The 17,608-nt window shown below is 69.8% G+C and carries 19 protein-coding genes; 8 read left to right on the top strand and 11 right to left on the bottom strand.

Features of this window, described 5'->3' with window-relative positions:
• Window positions 1-559: ABC transporter ATP-binding protein (locus tag GJ634_RS03950; RefSeq protein WP_157500607.1), on the top strand; the 559-nt coding region annotated here is incomplete at its 5' end.
• Between the two features lie 32 nt (window positions 560-591).
• On the opposite strand, the gene GJ634_RS03945 is transcribed toward GJ634_RS03950, so the two are convergent.
• The gene (locus tag GJ634_RS03945; RefSeq protein ID WP_157500606.1) at window positions 592-1,269 is read right to left on the bottom strand and encodes a class I SAM-dependent methyltransferase; all 678 of its coding nucleotides are present in this window, start codon (window positions 1,267-1,269) and stop codon (window positions 592-594) included.
• Window positions 1,270-1,364: 95 nt separating this feature from the next.
• On the opposite strand from GJ634_RS03945, the gene GJ634_RS03940 reads away from it, so the two are divergent.
• Window positions 1,365-1,802 (top strand): DUF2391 family protein, encoded by a 438-nt coding sequence (locus tag GJ634_RS03940; RefSeq protein WP_157500605.1) that lies wholly within the window; start codon window positions 1,365-1,367, stop codon window positions 1,800-1,802.
• A gap of 58 nt (window positions 1,803-1,860) precedes the next feature.
• Window positions 1,861-2,439: a hypothetical protein gene (locus tag GJ634_RS03935; protein ID WP_157500604.1), complete on the top strand. Its 579-nt coding sequence runs from the start codon at window positions 1,861-1,863 to the stop codon at window positions 2,437-2,439.
• Window positions 2,440-2,442: 3 nt separating this feature from the next.
• Here GJ634_RS03935 and GJ634_RS03930 read toward each other — a convergent pair whose 3' ends face one another.
• The 5 genes from GJ634_RS03930 to GJ634_RS03910 all read right to left on the bottom strand — a co-directional run bounded on the left by GJ634_RS03930 (window position 2,443) and on the right by GJ634_RS03910 (window position 6,746).
• A complete protein-coding gene (locus tag GJ634_RS03930; protein ID WP_157500603.1) occupies window positions 2,443-3,234 on the bottom strand; it encodes a hypothetical protein in 792 nt (263 codons plus the stop codon).
• A gap of 139 nt (window positions 3,235-3,373) precedes the next feature.
• Window positions 3,374-4,843, bottom strand: a complete 1,470-nt coding sequence (locus GJ634_RS03925) for an MATE family efflux transporter (RefSeq protein ID WP_157500602.1) — start codon at window positions 4,841-4,843, stop codon at window positions 3,374-3,376.
• A 101-nt stretch (window positions 4,844-4,944) separates the two neighbouring features.
• Complete coding sequence (locus GJ634_RS03920) at window positions 4,945-5,703, bottom strand: Zn-ribbon containing protein (RefSeq protein WP_157500601.1); 759 nt, start codon at window positions 5,701-5,703, stop codon at window positions 4,945-4,947.
• Window positions 5,703-6,095, bottom strand: coding sequence for a DUF2073 domain-containing protein (locus GJ634_RS03915; RefSeq protein ID WP_157500600.1), 393 nt, complete (start codon window positions 6,093-6,095; stop codon window positions 5,703-5,705). Before GJ634_RS03915 ends, GJ634_RS03920 begins: the two co-directional genes overlap by 1 nt.
• A 6-nt stretch (window positions 6,096-6,101) precedes the next feature.
• Entirely contained in the window at window positions 6,102-6,746 is a 645-nt protein-coding gene (locus tag GJ634_RS03910; RefSeq protein ID WP_157500599.1) for an Era-like GTP-binding protein, read from the bottom strand.
• 987 nt (window positions 6,747-7,733) lie between these two features.
• On the opposite strand from GJ634_RS03910, the gene GJ634_RS03905 reads away from it, so the two are divergent.
• Entirely contained in the window at window positions 7,734-9,227 is a 1,494-nt protein-coding gene (locus GJ634_RS03905) for a Cdc6/Cdc18 family protein (RefSeq protein WP_157500598.1), read from the top strand.
• A gap of 211 nt (window positions 9,228-9,438) precedes the next feature.
• On the opposite strand, the gene GJ634_RS03900 is transcribed toward GJ634_RS03905, so the two are convergent.
• Both GJ634_RS03900 and GJ634_RS03895 read right to left on the bottom strand, forming a co-directional pair.
• The gene (locus tag GJ634_RS03900) at window positions 9,439-9,744 is read right to left on the bottom strand and encodes a hypothetical protein (RefSeq protein WP_157500597.1); all 306 of its coding nucleotides are present in this window, start codon (window positions 9,742-9,744) and stop codon (window positions 9,439-9,441) included.
• Between the two features lie 13 nt (window positions 9,745-9,757).
• Window positions 9,758-10,276 carry a DoxX family protein gene (locus GJ634_RS03895; protein WP_157500596.1) on the bottom strand — a complete coding sequence of 173 codons (519 nt, stop codon included), beginning with the start codon at window positions 10,274-10,276 and terminating at the stop codon, window positions 9,758-9,760.
• A 157-nt stretch (window positions 10,277-10,433) separates the two neighbouring features.
• Here GJ634_RS03895 and GJ634_RS03890 point away from each other — a divergent pair, with 157 nt between their 5' ends.
• Complete coding sequence (locus GJ634_RS03890; protein WP_157500595.1) at window positions 10,434-10,808, top strand: helix-turn-helix domain-containing protein; 375 nt, start codon at window positions 10,434-10,436, stop codon at window positions 10,806-10,808.
• Window positions 10,805-11,077: a hypothetical protein gene (locus GJ634_RS03885; RefSeq protein ID WP_157500594.1), complete on the top strand. Its 273-nt coding sequence runs from the start codon at window positions 10,805-10,807 to the stop codon at window positions 11,075-11,077. Before GJ634_RS03890 ends, GJ634_RS03885 begins: the two co-directional genes overlap by 4 nt.
• An 83-nt stretch (window positions 11,078-11,160) precedes the next feature.
• On the opposite strand, the gene GJ634_RS03880 is transcribed toward GJ634_RS03885, so the two are convergent.
• Window positions 11,161-11,928 carry a S26 family signal peptidase gene (locus GJ634_RS03880; protein ID WP_197425382.1) on the bottom strand — a complete coding sequence of 256 codons (768 nt, stop codon included), beginning with the start codon at window positions 11,926-11,928 and terminating at the stop codon, window positions 11,161-11,163.
• Window positions 11,929-12,014: 86 nt separating this feature from the next.
• Between GJ634_RS03880 and GJ634_RS03875 the strand changes: the two genes are divergently transcribed.
• Complete coding sequence (locus GJ634_RS03875) at window positions 12,015-13,766, top strand: DNA-directed DNA polymerase II small subunit (RefSeq protein ID WP_331713981.1); 1,752 nt, start codon at window positions 12,015-12,017, stop codon at window positions 13,764-13,766.
• A gap of 131 nt (window positions 13,767-13,897) precedes the next feature.
• Window positions 13,898-14,092: a cold-shock protein gene (locus tag GJ634_RS03870; RefSeq protein ID WP_157500593.1), complete on the top strand. Its 195-nt coding sequence runs from the start codon at window positions 13,898-13,900 to the stop codon at window positions 14,090-14,092.
• A 115-nt stretch (window positions 14,093-14,207) separates the two neighbouring features.
• Here GJ634_RS03870 and ligA read toward each other — a convergent pair whose 3' ends face one another.
• Window positions 14,208-16,343 (bottom strand): NAD-dependent DNA ligase LigA, encoded by a 2,136-nt coding sequence (gene ligA, locus GJ634_RS03865; protein WP_157500592.1) that lies wholly within the window; start codon window positions 16,341-16,343, stop codon window positions 14,208-14,210.
• 40 nt (window positions 16,344-16,383) lie between these two features.
• A complete protein-coding gene (locus GJ634_RS03860; RefSeq protein ID WP_157500591.1) occupies window positions 16,384-17,538 on the bottom strand; it encodes an MFS transporter in 1,155 nt (384 codons plus the stop codon).
• Window positions 17,539-17,608: the final 70 nt, after the last annotated feature.

Genomic DNA, 17,608 nt, shown 5'->3' with positions numbered 1-17,608 from the left:
CGTGCTCCTGCTGGACGAGCCGATGAGCGCGCTCGACGCGCGGCTCCGGGAGCGCCTGCGCGTGCAGGTCAAGCAGATCCAGTCCGAGCTCGGCATCACCACCGTCTACGTCACGCACGACCAGAGCGAGGCGCTCGCCATCTCGGACCGCGTGGCGGTCCTGAACGCGGGCCGCGTCGAGCAGGTGGGGACGCCCGAGGAGGTGTACCGGGAGCCGGCGTCCCGGTTCGTCGCGGAGTTCGTCGGCGACAACAACGTCTTCGACGGCGAGACTCCAGTCGAAACGGAGGGGTGTTCGGTTCGCGTCGGGGAGACGGATTTCGACGTCGGAGAGCGCGTCGACGGTCGCGATACGGTCTGTGTGCGTCCCGAGTCCCTGCGCTTCGACTGCGAGCAGAACCGCTTCCCGGTTCGCGTCGAGAGCGTGGAGTTCCTCGGAGACGCCTACCGCGCACACTGCGACTGGGACGGCCGCGAGGTGCTCGTGAAGACCCGCGACGAGCCGCCGTCGGGGGAGGCCGTGCTCGGGTTCGACCCCGCGGACGCCACGCTACTGTGACGTGTCGCGCGTGAACGAGCGGTTACGACTCCTCAGGGCGCGACGCCGACCGTGAGGAGCGTGCCGTACGTGCGGTAGCGCTCGAGCATGTCCTCGCGGGTCTCGAACCCCTCGTAGGGGAACTCCGCCGCGGGCGGAATGTCGACCTCGCGGTCCGGGACGTTGTCCTGCTCGGCGACGTGCAGGCCCGCCTCGCGGAACGCCTCGCGGTACTCGCTCCTGTCCCAGCGGGTCATCTCCACGGTGATGTTCTCCTGCCAGTCGTGGCTGTGGACGTTCTCCTCGTAGTAGTTCACCGCGCAGTAGAACGTCCCGCCGGGCTCCAGCACGCGGCGGACCTCGCGGAGGGTCTCGAGCGGGTCGCTGGCGTAGTAGAACGCCTCCATCGAGAACACGTGGTCGACGCTGTCGTCGGCGAACGGCAGGCTCCCGAAGTCCCCGACGACGTAGGCGATCTCGTCGTCGTCCGTGTACGACTTGGCGTTCCGCGCCATCTCCGGGGCGCCGTCGAGGCCGTAGCCGCGGGCGATACCGCGCTCGCGGAGCGCGCGCAGCGCGTACCCGCTGCCCGTCCCGAGGTCGAGCACGTAGTCGTCGGCCTCCACGGGCATCCGCGCGAGCACGTGCTTGGCGGTGTGCCAGTGGCGGTCCTCCATCCCGCGGTCGCGGCCCGACGCCGCCCACTCGTCGAACTCCTCGCGAACACTCATGGACGGGGCGACGGCCGCCGCGGGCAAAAACCCGCAGGAATCCGGGCGGCGCCCGCACCCGCAGACGTTTTCCCCGCCGTCTACGAGTGGACGGTATGGTCGGCCGAAGCAGACGCTACCGGCTCTCGGACACCGCCCAGCAGGTCGTGGGCGGCTTCCTGCTCGCGGGGCCGTTCGTCGTCACCGAGGAGGTGTGGCTGCTCGCCAGCCACATGGGGCCGGTCCACGTGCTCGCGACCGTCGTCGTCGTGTTCGGCATCGGCTACGGCGCGCTCTACGAGGCCGACGACGACCGCGACCCCGACCGCGAGGCCGACGTCGCCGGGGTCCCGGTTCGGTTCGTCTCCCTGATGGGGGTCGCGTACGGCTCCGTACTCGTGCTCGCGATCGCCGTCACCGCGCCCACGACGTTCGCCGTCCAGCTCGGCCTCGAGCCCGCGTTCCCCGTGCTCGCGGCGCTCACCGCGAAGGCCGTCTGCGTCGGCGCCATCTTCAGCGTCGTCGGCGCGGCGACCGCGGACAGCGTGTTCTGAGGCGGCGACCGCCCCCTCGACCCCGAAGGTTAAGACCGCGTGGGCGCTTTCCTGCGGTATGGACTACGACCTCGCCATCGACGGAGCGCCCGACTCCGTCCCGGGCGGCACCGTCGTACTGCTGCTCCACCCGAGCACCGGCGAGACCGACCGCATCGACACCGACTTCCTGAAGACCGACACCGACCACTTCCTCGTCGTCTCCACGCGCACGACCGCCCGCGAGGTCACCCAGAAACTGGAGTACTACGACGTCGACGAGGACAGCGCCGAGATTCTGGACACTCTCTCGGTCGACCGCGGTTACTCGCGGCGGGGCGCGAGCCACATCCACTACGTCTCCGCGCCCGACGACGTCGACGGCATCCTCGCGGCCGTCGAGCAGTTCCTCACGGACAATCCCGGGAAGCGCCGCATCAGCTTCGACTCGCTGACCGAGCTCGCGTACTACGCCGACGACGACCGCGCGCTCGACGCGCTCGGCCGCCTCGGCGACCTCCTCGCGGAACACGACGCGGTCGCGCTCGTCCACGTCTCCCGAGAGGTCCACGACGCCGACGTCATCGACGCGTTCCGCGGCGAGAGCGACGTGGTCGTCGAGCTCGACGAGGACGACAACGTCGTCGCCGAGTACTGAGAGCTACGAGGAGTCGGCCGACTCGGCGTCGAAGACTTTCTCCGCCCACTTGACCGCGTAGCTGGCGCCGTGCCGGCGGTAGGCGAGGGTGTCCAGCGCGGCGAACGGCGCGGGCAGGTCGACGTCGTGTTTGACGGCGCTGCACGCGAGTTCGGCGGCGTCCGCGAACGACGTCTCGCCGCGCGCGATTTCCCGCGGGAGGCCGTCGACGCGGCCGCTGACGCGCTCGCCGGCGTCCGCCCACGCCTCGTGGAGGTCCGGGTAGTCGTCGGCCCACGACGCGAACTCCTCGCGGGTGTGGAGGCCGCGGTAGGCGTCGCAGCACGCGGACGCGAGCTGGTAGACGGAGGTCGGGTCGGCGTCGACGGCGGCGTCGAACGCGCGGTAGTCGGCCTCGAAGAAGCCGAGGAACTGCTCGGGGAGGTCGAGGCCGGCCTCGACGAGCGCCTCCGCGACGAGGAAGTCCGCGAACGCCTCGGGCGTCCCCTCGATGCGGGCCTTCACGAAGACGACCGGCGGCTCCGTCTGGGTCGTCCACGCGACGGCGCCGTCGCCGGGCGTGCCGACGACGAGGTCCGTGGACGCGAGCCGGGAGAGAATCTCGGGGGCGTCCGCGGGGAGCCAGTCGTCGTCGTACGCGGCGGGCGACAGCGACTCGGTGAGCAGCGCGAGGTCGTCGCGGTGCTCCGGGGGCAGCGTCTGGAAGTCCCGCTCGCAGTCGAGGACGAGTGCGTCAGGCGCGTACGCCTCGCGGACGGCCGCGAGGTCGCCCGCGAGGTCGCGCTCCGAGAACATTACGCGACGTTGACGACGATGATCAGCGACAGGACGGCCGCGAGGCCGACGGTCGTGGCGACGTACTTCGTTGCAGTGCTCATACCCGAGGGTTCGCCCGCGGCGACTTAAATTGCGGGCGTTCGCGGTCGCGGGCGGGTCAGTCCGCGGGCGTCTTCGCGCCGTACGCGCGCCACGCGCCGGACTTGAAGCGGACGAAGTTCACGGCCGCGCGCACGTACATGTCCCCGAGGATGGCCGCGAAGATGGCCGTCAGGCCGAGCCCCATCCCGGGCGAGACCGCGGGAATCGCGAGCGGCCCGACGGCGAACGGCCCGACCGTGAACGCCGCGGGGAGCGCGACGAGCGCCAGCGGCAGCCGCACGAGGTAGGTACCCGCGATGGCGCCGTAGAACGGCCAGCGCGTGTCGCCGGCGCCGCGGAGGCCGCCGCGGAGCGTCCGCGAGACCGAGAAGCCGGCGACGCTCAGCCCGAACACGCGGATGAACGTGACCGTGAGGCCGACGTTCGTCGCGCCGAACGCCCGCGCGATGGGGTCGGCCGCGACGAAGAGGCCGGCGCCGATGAGCAGCTGGGTGACGAGCGCGATGCGCAGCGTCTGCCAGCCGTAGTCGGCGGCCTCGTCGGGGTCGCCCGCGCCGAGGCGCTGGCCGACGAGCGTGCTCGAGGCCGTCGAGTACCCCCACGCCGGCATCAGCGCGAGCAACATCACGCGCCGGCCGATGGCGTACGACGCCACCACGGGCGTCCCGAGCACGCCGAGCACGAACAGGAACGGGAACCGGCCGAACGTCCGCGAGAGCCGGGTGCCCGCCAGCGGGAGCGCGACGCGGACGATCTCGCGGGCGACGCTCCAGTCCCACTGCTTGCCGCCGAGGTGGAGGGTCACGCTCCACCGCCCCGACAGGAGGACGGCGAAGAAGACGACGCCCGCGAGCGCGTTCGCGACCGCGGTGCCCCACGCCGCGCCGACGACGCTGAGCTCCGGGAAGCCGAACAGCCCGAAGATGAGCACGGCGTTCAACACGATGTTCGTCGGCAGCGTCACCAGCCGGACGTACATCGGCGTGCGCGTGTCGCCGGCGCCGGCGAGCGCGCGGGCCGCGATCATGCTCCAGAACCGGAACGCCACGGAGAGCATCACCACGCGGAGGTAGTCCGCGCCCAGCGCCACCGTCTCCGGGTCGCTCGCGAGCAGCCCCACCAGCGGGTCGGCGTACAGCCACGCGCCCACGGTCAGCGGCACCGAGACCAGCAGGGAGAGCCACAGCGACTGCTTGATGGCGAAGTCCGCGTCGGCGTCCGCCTCCGCGCCCTTCAGCCGGGAGACGACGCTGATGGTGCCGCTGGTGAGCGCGAGCGCCAGCCCGAACGGGATGAAGTAGTACTGGAACCCGAACTCGAGGGCGGCGACCGCGACGTCGCCCGCGGCGAGGCTCACCATCAGGAAGTCCGTCGTCCGGAGCAGCGTGCGCAGCCCGCCCGTGACCATCGCGGGGAGCGCGAGGTCGAACGCCTCCTCGCCCTTCCGCCGGTCGACGAGCCCGAGGCGGGCCAGCAGCGCGGGGAACGCGGCGACGACGGCCTCCACGCGGCGGCGCAGGGACATCTATCGGAAGGGTCGCGTCGGCGCGGAAAACAACTTCGGCAGGCGGCAACCTACCGCGGGTTCGGGGAGCCGCGACGAGTGGTGTGGTGGGACTGTTCGCGCTACTCGTCGTCGGTCTCCCACGCGTCCGGCACTTCGATGACGTACTGGCCGTCCTCCTGGAGCGCGATGATGTACTCCTGGCGGTCGTACAGCTCCATGAGGTTGAGCTCGTACTGGCCGGGCGCGACGATGCGGATGGACTCGAACTGGTCGTTGAGCTCCTGGCGGAGCGCCTCGATGTCGGGGCGGTCGTCGGGGTCGTCGGGCTCCTTGACGACGCGGCCCTCGGAGGGCGCGTCCGGCAGGGAGTCCGTGTCGACGACGGAGCTGCGGGCGTCGGCCTGCGCGGCGTCCTCGTCGCCGGTCGCCGTGTTCGCGTCGATGGCCTCCGCCGGCTCGTCGCCCTCGCCCCCCGTTTCGGGTGCGCTGGAACTGTCCGCGTCGGGTTCGTCGGCGAACGCGGACGCCTCCGTTTCGGGTGCAACGGGGTCGGTCTCCGCGTCGGCGCTCGACGCGTCCGCGGCGTCAGTCGCACCGGCGTCGTCGCCAGTCGTACGCGCTGCGGGGTCGGGGTCGCTGGTCACGGCGTCCCGGACCTTGTTCGCGGCGCGGCCGACCGCGCCCGCGACCGAGCTCCCCTCCTGCTCGGGCGGCTCCGGCGGCTCCGCGTCGGCGTCGGCGGGCGGGTCCGCGGGCGCCTCGTCGACGTCCCCGGGGTGGTACTGGAACTTGTTCCCGCCGCAGTCCGGACACCCCGACAGCATCTCCTTGGAGCCGTCCGCGAAGACGTGCCCGCAGTTCGTACACTGGTGGGGCATTACTTGCGGGACACGAGCGCGCTGATGAGCGTCTCGTCCTTGTGGAGGGACTGGATCTGGTTCGCCGGTCCGACGACCGTGAGCTTCGACGTCGACTGCTTGCCCATCAGGCGGCCGAGCAAGCCGGTGTCGTTGGCCTCGGACTGCGGGAAGCTCTCGATCTCGATGCCGGAGAAGCCGTCCGGGTTGATCTCGCTCATCGTCACCTCGATGAGCTTCGACTCCTCGTCGGGCGTCAGCCCGGACTCGAGGACGACGATCTTGCCGTCGCGGACGCCGTCGAGAATCATCCGGATCTTCTCCATGGACGTCTTCCCGGACATCCGCTCGGCGCTGATGAGGTCGATCTGGACGCCGTCACCGGGTCCGTCGTCGCTCGTGGTTTCAGGCATCGTGGGTCACCCGAAGTACTCCGCGATCTTCTCGTAGACCTCGTCCATGTTCTCGCCCTCCAGGGCGGAGAGCGGAATCGTCTCGTGCTGGGGGAAGGCGTTCGAGACGCGTTGGATGTTCGCGCCCTCGAGGTCGGTCTTGTTCGCGAGGATGAGCACGGGGAGGTCCCGGCTCTCGATGATGCCGATGAGCATCGTGTTCACCTGCGTGAACGGGTCCTCGGTGGAGTCCAGCACGTAGATGACGCCGTCGACGTCCTCGCGCAGCCAGTGCATCGCCTCCGCGACGCCCTCGGTGGCCTCGCGGGAGCGGCGCACGGCCTCGTCTTTCTCCATGTCGTGCTCGAGGAACTCCGAGTAGTCGACCTTCGTCGTCACGCCGGGCGTGTCGACGATGTCGATGTTGACGGTCTTCCCGTCGCGTTTGATCTCGACGTTCTCCTTCCGGCGCGCGCGGCGCGTCTCGTGCGGGATGTGGCTCTCCGGGCCGACCGCGTCCCCGGTCCAGTCGCGAGCGATGCGGTTCGCGAGCGTGGTCTTCCCGGCGTTCGGCGGGCCGTAAATCCCGATTCGTTTCGGTTCCGAGTCGTCGGCAAACAGGCTCGCCGACACCCGCGAGATGCTGTCTCTGAGTTCTGCGAACAGTCCCATCCTTGGCCTCCATACGCACCCCGCGCCTTGTATGCTTGACGCAGGATGCGGACGGTTGATAGGTGAGAGCCGGCGAGCGGACTTAAACTTACGTCAGACGTGGCGCTCCGCGAGAGCGTCTGTAGACAGCTCGCGATCGCGCCAGTCGGGACGTCGAGGACGGAACGAGCGGGATAGAGCCAGTAGGATTGAACGGGCGCGAGACGGGCGGCGGGAAGGGCGACGGGAGGTGTGTGAGTGAGTGCCGAGGATAAGCCGAGTGGCCCCCACCCCATCGTTTCGAGTGGAAACGGGAGGAGACCGACCCCGGGCGGCACGAGACGAGCGGTTACGGCCGGGGAAGCCACTAGTCCTAGACCATACCACCCATCCAAAATGCAGTTCGGCTTGGTTTACGGATACTGTTTCTAGACATAGCACTTAGTCTTTGCTCTCGTCTAGAGATAACTCTCTTTCTGCGACCCCTCCCCCGGTGTCTTTCGCCGTTCCACTCGAAACGAAGGGGTGGGGGGCGCCACCCCGTCCCGCACCACAACCCCTCCGTTTCCAGTGCAACTCCACTGAGTCCGCGACCAATCGCGACCTACTCACTCACCCATCCCCGCCCACTCCGGCTGCGACTCGGCCACGCACCCGAAACGGTCCCCTTCAGTTCTCGATTGCGCGACCGACCGCAGGCTCTCCCGTCTCCACAGCTCGACGACAGGCGAGATTCCGGAACCGTACCTCCGGCCTTATCCTCTACCCCACCGCTATCTTGCGGTTCTCGACCGCACACGGGCACGTTCACCGGGTCGCGAGATCGGCGGATTCCGCCGCCGCTCCGATTCCATCGAAACTTATTAGTCCCTCTCGTTTCCATTAGTTCATCTGCATCAACTGGAGCGCCCGGTCACTGAACCGCCTCGAATGCCCCGTTCGCGTCGGTCTGTGGCTTCCTCTCGGCGCGCGGCGCTCTCCACACGAAACGAAGGGGGACCGCTAATCATGTCAGACGAACCGACGACGGACGGCCGACGAACCGCCGACCGGGACTTCGAGGTGGACCTCGACGACGTCCTCGAAGACGAGGACGGCGACGAGGGGCTGTTCGACGACCTCCTCAGCGGCGAACCCATCTTCGAGAACAAGGAGGTGCTGCGGCCGTCGTACACGCCGCACGAGCTCCCCCACCGGAAGGACCAGATCAACAACATGGCGACCATCCTCGTCGCGGCGCTCCGCGGCGAGACGCCGTCGAACATCCTCATCTACGGGAAGACCGGCACGGGGAAGACCGCGAGCGCGAAGTTCGTCAGCCAGGAACTCGAGAAGACCTCCCAGAAGTACGACGTCCCCTGCGAGGTCGAGTACATCAACTGCGAGGTCACGGACACCCAGTACCGCGTGCTCGCGCAGCTCGCGAACACGTTCATCGAGCAGAACCGCGAGTTCGTCGACGAGCGCATCGAGGAACTGCAGGGGCTCCGGGAGGCCGCCGAGGACGACCCGAGCGTCCTCGAAGCCGACGAGGACAACGACGACCACCTCGACTTCGACTCCCCGGAGGCCGTCGACGAGCGCATCGAAGCGCTCCGCGAGGAGAAGGCCGAGATGGACGACGTCCCGATGACGGGGTGGCCGACCGACCGCGTGTACGCCCGCTTCTTCGAGGCCGTCGACTACGTCGAGCGCGTCGCCGTCATCATGCTCGACGAGATCGACAAGCTCGTCGAGAAGTCCGGCGACGACACCCTCTACAACCTCTCGCGGATGAACTCCGAGCTGGAGAACTCCCGGGTCTCCATTATTGGCATCAGCAACGACCTGAAGTTCACCGACTTCCTCGACCCCCGCGTCAAGTCCAGCCTCGGCGAGGAGGAGATCGTCTTCCCGCCGTACGACGCCAACCAGCTCCGGGACATCCTCCAGCACCGCTCGGAGGTGGCGTTCAAGGAGGACGCGCTCTCCGAGGACGTCATCCCGCTGTGCGCGGCGTTCGCCGCCCAGGAGCACGGCGACGCGCGGCGCGCGCTCGACCTCCTGCGGACCGCGGGCGAGCTCGCCGAGCGCGACCAGTCCGACTCGGTCACCGAGGAGAACGTCCGGCGCGCGCAGGACAAGATCGAACTCGACCGCGTGGTCGAAGTCGTCCGTACGCTCCCCACCCAGAGCAAGCTCGTCCTGTACGCCATCCTCCTGCTGGAGGACAACGGCGTCCACAACGTGAACACGGGCGAGGTGTACAACATCTACAAGACGCTCTGCGACGAGCTGGACGCGGACGTGCTCACGCAGCGCCGCGTCACCGACCTCATCAGCGAGCTCGACATGCTCGGCATCGTGAACGCGGTCGTCGTCTCGAAGGGCCGGTACGGCCGCACGAAGGAGATCTCCCTCTCGGTCCCCGTCGAGGAGACCGAGGCCGTCCTCGAGGCCGACTCCCGGCTCAGCGACATCGAGAACGTCACGCCGTTCGTGCAGGCGCGCTTCGACAACTGAACGCGGACTCCGCTCGCAGTCTCACTCCCGATTCCACTCGCTCCGAACCGCCGACAGTCGTCCCCCTTCGTTTCTCGTCGACACACCACGACTGCGCGGCGACGCCCCATCCACTCGAAACACTCCTCGACGGCAGAACGTCGATTCGTCCGCGAGCGTTCTCAGCGACCCCGAACTACTGCTGACGGCCCCGACGCCCCGAGCGCGGCAGTCAGTCGCCGGGCTGGGTCTCGGGGGTCGCGCGCTCCGTGCCGGCTTCGACGCGCGGGACGGCGATGCGGTAGAGCGCGTACGCGAGCAGCACGAGCAGCGCGCCGACGACCAGCGCCGTCCGCACGTTCGGGTCGACGGTCGGCTGCGCGACGACCTGGCCGGCGTCGTTGGTCACGGGCGCCGCGCCGCGGGGCGGGCCGTCGAACGTCTCTACGAGGCCGGTGCCGACGACGCCGAGCAGCAGCAAGCCGCCGCTCAGCGCCATCGCGAGCCTGTCCACGAGGTCGACGTCGTTGGATTGCATGTTCTGTCACCTCCTAGCCGAGTAGGTACTTCAAGCGCGGTCTGTTCCGGACGAACTCGGTGCGCTCGATGAGCGCGTCGAGGCCGTAGTAGCGGCCGGCCGCGAACACGATCATCGTCACGAACAACAGCAGCCCCATCAGGTCGCTGTTGACGAGGCCGTGCCCGAAGCTGGCGTTCCCGACGAAGAACAGGCTCATGAACAGCGCGCCGAAGAACGACGCGAGCCGCACGAGCACGCCGAACATGAGCCCGAGCCCGATGGCCGTCTCGCCGAGCGGGACGAGCGCGCCGAGCAGGTCGGGGAAGCCGGCGAGGAACGTCGCGAGCGGCCCGAGCGTGGTGCCGCTCATCCCCTGCAGGTAGCCCGCGGCGCCGAAGTTCAGGCCGCTGTCCAGCAGCTTCCCGACCCCGGAGTGGAAGAACCACCACCCCGTGAGCACGCGGAGCATCGCGACCCAGTACGCCGCCCACGGCCCCGAGAGTTCCAACCCGACGTCGTTCCTCAACGGGGTAGCCGCGTCGTATGACATTCCCATCACCTCACGTGTGGACGTACCCCCTCGACGCCCATAACCGGGGGCAGCGATTCCAGCGCCGTAGGACGCGTTCCCAGCCAGTGAGAACGACGTTCCCGGACTCTGAAAATCGGACCACCAGTTAACTCTCCGTACGCCCGAGCGTCGAGTGATGCGTGCTCCGCTCGGGACCGACGAGGCGCCCGAACTCCAGGCCGTCCTCGACGCGCTCGACGACGAGGGGTGCAGGCGCATCATCGAGACGCTCGAGGAGCCGATGACGGCGAAGGAGCTCTCGGAGGCGTGCGACATCCCGCTGTCGACGACCTACCGGAAGCTCGAGCTCCTGACGGACGCCGCGCTGCTGGACGAGCGGGCGGTGCTCCAGCCGGACGGCCACCACACGACGGAGTACAGCCTCGTGTTCGAGGAGGTCGTCATCCAGCTCGACGACGACCGCACGCTCGACGTCGGCGTGACGCGGCCCTCGGAGTCCACGGACGAGCGCCTCGAGACGCTCTGGGCGGAGGTGAGCAAAGAGACATGACACACTACTTGCCAGTCGTCGCGTTGAAGACCATCACGCTCGTGCTCGGCGGCGCAGTCACGTACTTCGCGCTGAAGGCGTGGAAGCGCACGGGCTCGCCGGCCCTGCGGTCGCTCGCCATCGGCTTCGGCTGTGTGACCCTCGGGTCGCTGCTCGCGGGCATCGCCGACCAGCTGCTCGCCGTCGACCGCACGCTCGCGGTGCTGACCGAGAGCGCGCTCACGGCCGTCGGCTTCGCGGTCATCGTCTACTCGCTGTACGTCGACTGACTGCCCGGCCCGCGCGAGCCACCCGCGACTCTCGTCGCCGCCAGCCACTGCTGTCCTTCCAGCCGTACAGAACGAGAACTACGCTACGTGACCGGTGTGAGCGCGGTGCTCGTCGCGTTCGCCGGCGAGCCATCACTCGCGCCGGCGGCCACACCCCCGGATTCGACGCCCGTCGGCGTCCCCGGCGTCACCGCGCCCGCGAACGTCAGCCGCACCCAGCCGAGGTACGGGAGGCGGTACTCGGCGGTCCCCTTCACCCACGCGGGCTTGACGGGGCTGGAGATGCCCCGCGCCTGGTCGTAGTAGTCGTTCGTCAGTTCGTTGTCGCCCTTCGTGATGAAGCCGGCGTGGGGCGCGGGGCAGTTCCGGAGCGCCTCGCAGCTGTCGGCGTCGACGTAGTCGGGGTCGGCCTTCGAGTACCAGTTCTCGCCGTCGTCGACCCAGAAGCGTACCCGGTGTATCACCGGAGTCTGCCGGCCGTTCCCGTACGGCTTGTAGACGACGACGTCGCCGGGGCCGCCGAACTGGCTGTAGCCGTGCCGGACGGCGGTCTCGTGGGTGACGACGCCGGTGTCGCCGGTGGCGTACTCGGGCGCGAACCGCTGTTCCTCCATCACGAACACGAGGTCGCCGCGCTCCATGTTCGGCTGCATGCTCCCGCTCTCGACGGCGACCAGCGGCGGCCAGACGCCGCTGACGGCGAACAGCAGCAGCCCGACCATGGCGACGGTGAGCGCGCTGCTGACGGCCTCGCGGACGAACAGGACGGCACCGTGGTCGGTGCGGAGGAACCAGGCGAGCGCGGCCCGCGGACCGCCCCGCGGGTCGGGCACGTCGTCGCCGTTGGTCATCTACTCGCCTCTTCGCCGCACCCGCGTTTCAACTTTCCCCTCGCGGACCGCCACCCTTTTGCTCGCGCTCGCCGTGCTGACGTGGTGTGCCACGAGAGCCCCCGGTCCGAGTCGTCCGCGAACTCACCAGCCGGGGGTACAACGCGGAACGCGAGGCCGTGACGCTGCTCGCGGGCGCCAGCGACCCCGCGGCCGCGGTCGAGCGCGCGGTCGACGCCGCGCCCGAGGACGCGCTCACGCTCACGACGGACCACGTCCGCGCGGTGCTCGACGACGCGACGCCGAACGCGCCCGCCGAAGACACGCCCTCGGACGACGCCACCGACGAACCGGCCGCCGAAACCACCGACGGGACGACCGCAGCTGCGACGACCGAACCGACAGACGAACCCGCGGAACCACCAGCTCCCTCTGACGAGCCCGCGGGTGCCGCGGCCGGCGCCGCAGCCGCGAGCCAAACGCCCGACGCCGCGGCGGACGCCACCAGCGAACGAGGCACCACGTCTTCGACTGGAGACGAAATCGAGGACATTTGGACGACTGAATCAACCACTCCAGATGAAACGAAGGGGGGAGACGACGGCCGGAACGCCACGGGGCGGCGGGACGACCGGCCGGCGCGGGACGACGCCCAGCGCAGCGTCGAGATCGAGGGCGACGTCACCGGCGAGTCGACGGGGACCGGCGAGTACGCGGACTTCGTCGCGACGTTCCGCGACCGCTACGACCGCCTCTCGAAGAAGCTCCGCGGCCGCGTCAACCACCGGCCGACGGACGCGCTCGACTCGATGCCCGGCGGCAGCGAGGCCGCTGTCGTCGGCATGGTCAACGACATCCGGTCGACCGCCAGCGGCCACTGGCTCGTCGAAGTCGAGGACACGAACGGCGTCTTCCCGACGCTCGTGATGAAGGACCGCGACATCGCCGCCCACGTCGACGAACTCCTCATGGACGAAGTCATCGCCGTCGAAGGGACAATTTCGGACGACGGCGGCATCCTGTTCGCGGACGAACTCCACTTCCCCGACATTCCGCGCACGCACCGGCCGTCCACGGCGGACCGCCACGTGCAGGCCGCGCTCGTCTCCGACGTCCACGTCGGCAGCCAGGAGTTCGCCGCGGACGCGTGGGACGCGTTCGCCGACTGGCTCCACACCGAGGAAGCCGACGCCGTCGAGTACCTCCTCGTCGCCGGCGACATGGTCGAAGGCGTCGGCGTCTACCCCGACCAGGACGAGGAACTCGACATCGTCGACATCTACGACCAGTACGAGACGTTCGCGGAACACCTCAAGGACGTCCCCGGGGACATGGAGATCGTGATGATTCCCGGGAACCACGACGCCGTCCGCCTCGCCGAACCCCAGCCCGCCTTCGACGAGGAACTCCGCTCGATCATGAGCGCCCACGACGCGCGCTTCACCGGGAACCCCTCCACGGTCACCCTCGAAGGCGTCGACATTCTGATGTACCACGGCGTCTCCATCGACGAGATCATCGCCGAGTACCCCGGCGACGACGTCTCCTACGACAACCCCCACCGCGCGATGGAGCAACTCCTCAAGAAGCGCCACGTCGCCCCGCAGTTCGGCGGCCGCACCCGCGTCGCCCCCGAGAAGGAAGACTACCTGGTCATCGACGAGGCGCCGGACGTCTTCCACACCGGCCACGTCCACAAGCTCGGCGTCGGCGGCTACCACAACGTCCGTCTGGTGAACTCCGGCTGCTGGCAGCACCAGACCGAGTTCCAGAAGTCCGTCAACATCGACCCCGACGTCGCCACCGCCCCCATCCTCGATCTGGACACGCTGGACGTGACGGTCCGGAAATTCGCGTAAGCACGTTTTGCGCTGCGCTCGCGCCCTCCGGCCGGCTGTCTGAACTCCCATCTGGACGTTCGTCCGCCGGCCTCCGTGCTACCCTTCCTCTCGGAATGGTTATACGTGCATCTCCCCTCTCTATGTACGTAATGGCAGAAGGCAAGGTTGATTTCTTCAACCAGACCGGCGGCTACGGTTTCATCACGACTGACGATGCGGACGACGACGTGTTCTTCCACATGGAGGACGTCGGCGGCGAGGACCTCACCGAGGGGACGAGCATCGAATTCGACATCGAGCAGGCTCCCAAGGGTCCCCGCGCGACGAACGTCGTCCGCGCGTAACCCCGGATTTCTGAACTAACGGCGGTATTTTCCCGCTCTCTCGCCGCGTAGCGACGCGACCGGGGCGGCCCGCGGTTTCGAGTGGACAGCGACGCCCACGCGCCGAGCGCTCCGCTTACCGGTCGACGTCGACGCCGCGTTCTTCGAGCAGGTCGAAGAACGCCTCGGGGGAGCGTTCGGGGACGTCGTGCTCGTCGGCGTCCGCGCGCTTGCTCGCGCCGGGGTCGTCCCCGACGACGAGGTAGTCCGTGTTCCCGGAGACCGAGGACGTGGCGTCGCCGCCGTGGCGCTCCACGAGGTCCCGGAGCTCCTCGCGCGTCCACCCGTCGACGCTGCCCGTGAAGACGACGGTGAGCCCCTCGAGCTCGTCGCCGCCGACCGCCGCGGGTGACTCGGGTTCGCCGAGGCGGTCCTCGTCGCGGAGGCGCTCGATGACGCGGCGGTTGCGCTCGTTGTCGAAGAACTCCCGGACGTGGCCCGCGACGACCTCGCCGACGCCCGCTACCTCGCGGAGGTCGCTCTCGTCGGCGTCGAGGAGCGCGTCCAGCGTCCCGAAGTGCTCGGCGAGGTCCCGGGCGACCGTCGGGCCGACCTCGGGGATGCCGACGGCCGCGAGGAACTCCCCCAGCGGCGGGTGCCGGGCGTCCTCGAGTTCCGCGAGCAGGTTCCGCGCGCTCGTCTCGCCCCACCCCTCCAGTGCCGCGAGGTCGTCGACCGAGAGGTCGTAGAGGTCCGCGACGTCGTCCTCGACCAGTCCCTCCTCGACGAGCTGCTGGGCGGCCTCCTCGCCGATGCCCTCGACGTCGAGGACGTCCGCGAAGTAGCCGACGGCGCGCACGAGCTGCGCGGGACACGCCAGCCCGCCCGTGCAGAACGCGATGGGGCCGTCGTACTCCACGTCGCTCCCGCAGCGCGGACACGAGTCCGGCATCTCGAAGTGGCCGTCGCTGTGGGACTCGACCACCTCGTCGACGTACGGGATGACGTCGCCGGCGCGCTCGACGCGCACCTCGTCGCCGACGCCGACGCCCATCGCCGCGATCTCCTCGCGGTTGTGGAGGCTCGCCCGGGAGACCGTGACGCCGCCGACCTCCACGGGTTCGAGGAGCGCGACAGGCGTCAGCCGCCCCGTCCGGCCGACCTGCACCACGATGTCCGTGACTTCGGTGACTTCGGCGCGCGGCGGGAACTTGTACGCGAACGCCCACCGGTAGTGCCGCGAGGTCACCCCGAGGTCGACGCACGTCTGGCGGTTGTCGACCTTCAGCACGACGCCGTCGATCTCGTAGTTCAACTCCTCCCGGACCTCGGCGAGGTCGTGGCGGAACTCGATGGCGTCCTCCACGTCGTCGACGCGCTCGGTGCGCTCGTTGACCTTCAGCCCCCAGTCGGGCAGCGCCTCGTGCTCGGCCCAGTGCGTGTCGAGGCCGACGTCGAGGCCGCCTCGGGACGCGTCCGCCTCGACGTCCGCTTCGTCGCTACCGGCTGCGAGGACGTCGTAGAAGAAGCAGTCCAGCGGCCGCTCCGCGGTGACGCTCGGGTCGAGCTGTCGGAGCGTCCCGGCCGCGGCGTTCCGGGGGTTCGCGAACGGCTCCTCGCCGCGTTCGACGCGCTCGGCGTTGTACGCCTGGAACGCCTCCCGGGGGATGTACACCTCGCCGCGGACCGCCAGGAAGTCCGGGGGGTCGCCGCGCAGCCGCTGGGGGACGCTCTCGATGGTGCGGACGTTCTCCGTGACGTCCTCGCCGGTCTCGCCGTCGCCCCGGGTCGCGGCGCGGGCGTACTGGCCGTCCTCGTAGACGACTTCGACGGAGAGCCCGTCGAACTTCGGCTCGCAGACGTAGCGCGCGTCGCCGGTCTCGCGCTCGACGCGCTCGGCGAACTCGCGGATGTCGTCTTCGTCGCCGCTGGAGTCGATGGAGAGCATCGGCGCGACGTGGTCGACGGTCCCGAGTTCCTCGACGGGCTCGCCGCCGACGCGCTGCGTGGGGCTGTCCTCGGTCTGGAGGCCGAACTCCGCCTCGAGCGTCTGGAGGCGCTCGAACAGCCGGTCGTAGGCGTGGTCGGAAATCACGGGGTCGTTCCGGGCGTAGTAGCGGTAGTCGTGGTAGCGCACGGCCTCCCGGAGCAGTTCGGCCTGCTCGGCGGCCGCCTGCTCGTCGAGGTCGTCGACCGGCTGGAACTCCGTGTCGGGGTTCCGAACGTAGGGGTTGTCCTCGGGGGCGTCGTCGAGGGCGTCCGCGTCGGCCATGTACCGGCGTACGCAGCCCCGGGTGTAAGCAGTTGGGGCGTCAGGCGTCCGCTAATCTCAGCAGGGCGGGGAGCGCGAGCGCGGCGAGCACCAGCTCGGCGCCGCCGGCGAGCACGAAGGCGGTGGTGAAGTCGTACTGCTCGGCGACCCAGCCGCCGCCCACGATGCCGGTGAGGAAGCCCAGCGAGCCGGCGACGTTGAACCCGCCCATGCTGACGCCGCGCTCGTCCTCGCCCGCGATGTCGGTGACGAGCGCCATCGTCGCGGGTGACATGAGCGCGCCGAGCACGCCGACGAGCACCATCCCGGCCTGCGCGAGCCAGAGGTGGGCCGCGAGGCCGATGCTGACGACGACGAGGCCGTAGCTGGCCGACCCGGCGGCGATGGGAATCGTCCGGCCGATGCGGTCGGAGAGCCGGCCGAAGGGGTACTGGAGGAGCGCGAACGGCGCGAAGAACAGCGCGAGCGTGAGGCCGACGGCGCCGGCGTTGAGGCCGAACACCTGCCGGAAGTACAGCGAGCCGACGAGCGCGAAGAAGCCGGCGGTGAACCGGTCGATGAACCCGAACGCGAACGGGACGCCGAGCGCGGGGCGGGCCCGGAGCACGCGCAGCCCCTCGCGCAGCGTCTCGCCGTGGCCGCTCGGCGCGCGGTCGGGGACGCGGAGTGCGGCGACGCCCGCGACCGCGAGCACGGCGCTGCCGGCGACGAGCGGGAGTTTCGGGTCGACTTCGGTGAGGCGGCCGCCGACGGGCGCGCCGAGAGCGGTGCCGGCGCCGATGGCGATGCCGGCGGCGCCCATGTCCTTCCCGTGGTCGGGCGAGAGGTCCATCAGCATCGTCATCGCGAGCGAGAACGCGCCGATGGTGGCGGCGCCCTGCGCGGCGCGGAGCGCGAGCACGGCGCCGAAGTCGACGTCGACGACGGCGAGCGCGGCGTACCCGAGGCTGCCGCCGAGCGCGCCCGCGGCGATGAACGGGACGCGGCGGCCGGCGCGGTCGCTGGCGACGCCCCAGACGCCCGCGAACGCGACGAACGCGGCGAACTCGGCGGCGAGGAACCACCGGCTCCCGGTGTCGGGGTCGTCGGCGCCGTACGCGGCGACGAGGTCGGCCGCGCCCGGGTAGAGGAGGACTTGCGCGAACAGCACGGCGAACACGACGCCCGCGAGCGCTGCGCGTTCGCGTCGGACCATACCCGTGCTTGCGCGCGCCCCGTCAAGAACGCGCCGGAATCGGTCACGGCACCCGGAACCGGGGGCATCG

It is taken from the genome of Halobacterium sp. CBA1126 (genome assembly GCF_009741975.1).
Taxonomy (GTDB): domain Archaea; phylum Halobacteriota; class Halobacteria; order Halobacteriales; family Halobacteriaceae; genus Halobacterium.
Note: the sequence above shows the minus strand (reverse complement) of the source record. Positions and strands in the feature narration are given on the sequence as shown.

Bases quoted from the DNA above. Each gene is read 5' to 3' on its own strand.
- GJ634_RS03885 (WP_157500594.1), top strand. From the start codon at position 10,805: ATGACACACTACTTGCCAGTCGTCGCGTTGAAGACCATCACGCTCGTG.
- GJ634_RS03880 (WP_197425382.1), bottom strand. From the start codon at position 11,928: ATGACCAACGGCGACGACGTGCCCGACCCGCGGGGCGGTCCGCGGGCC.
- GJ634_RS03905 (WP_157500598.1), top strand. From the start codon at position 7,734: ATGTCAGACGAACCGACGACGGACGGCCGACGAACCGCCGACCGGGAC.
- GJ634_RS03910 (WP_157500599.1), bottom strand. From the start codon at position 6,746: ATGGGACTGTTCGCAGAACTCAGAGACAGCATCTCGCGGGTGTCGGCG.
- GJ634_RS03940 (WP_157500605.1), top strand. From the start codon at position 1,365: ATGGTCGGCCGAAGCAGACGCTACCGGCTCTCGGACACCGCCCAGCAG.
- GJ634_RS03920 (WP_157500601.1), bottom strand. From the start codon at position 5,703: ATGCCCCACCAGTGTACGAACTGCGGGCACGTCTTCGCGGACGGCTCC.
- GJ634_RS03860 (WP_157500591.1), bottom strand. From the start codon at position 17,538: ATGGTCCGACGCGAACGCGCAGCGCTCGCGGGCGTCGTGTTCGCCGTG.
- GJ634_RS03935 (WP_157500604.1), top strand. From the start codon at position 1,861: ATGGACTACGACCTCGCCATCGACGGAGCGCCCGACTCCGTCCCGGGC.
- GJ634_RS03895 (WP_157500596.1), bottom strand. From the start codon at position 10,276: ATGTCATACGACGCGGCTACCCCGTTGAGGAACGACGTCGGGTTGGAA.
- ligA (WP_157500592.1), bottom strand. From the start codon at position 16,343: ATGGCCGACGCGGACGCCCTCGACGACGCCCCCGAGGACAACCCCTAC.
- GJ634_RS03945 (WP_157500606.1), bottom strand. From the start codon at position 1,269: ATGAGTGTTCGCGAGGAGTTCGACGAGTGGGCGGCGTCGGGCCGCGAC.
- GJ634_RS03900 (WP_157500597.1), bottom strand. From the start codon at position 9,744: ATGCAATCCAACGACGTCGACCTCGTGGACAGGCTCGCGATGGCGCTG.
- GJ634_RS03925 (WP_157500602.1), bottom strand. From the start codon at position 4,843: ATGTCCCTGCGCCGCCGCGTGGAGGCCGTCGTCGCCGCGTTCCCCGCG.
- GJ634_RS03930 (WP_157500603.1), bottom strand. From the start codon at position 3,234: ATGTTCTCGGAGCGCGACCTCGCGGGCGACCTCGCGGCCGTCCGCGAG.
- GJ634_RS03890 (WP_157500595.1), top strand. From the start codon at position 10,434: ATGCGTGCTCCGCTCGGGACCGACGAGGCGCCCGAACTCCAGGCCGTC.
- GJ634_RS03870 (WP_157500593.1), top strand. From the start codon at position 13,898: ATGGCAGAAGGCAAGGTTGATTTCTTCAACCAGACCGGCGGCTACGGT.
- GJ634_RS03915 (WP_157500600.1), bottom strand. From the start codon at position 6,095: ATGCCTGAAACCACGAGCGACGACGGACCCGGTGACGGCGTCCAGATC.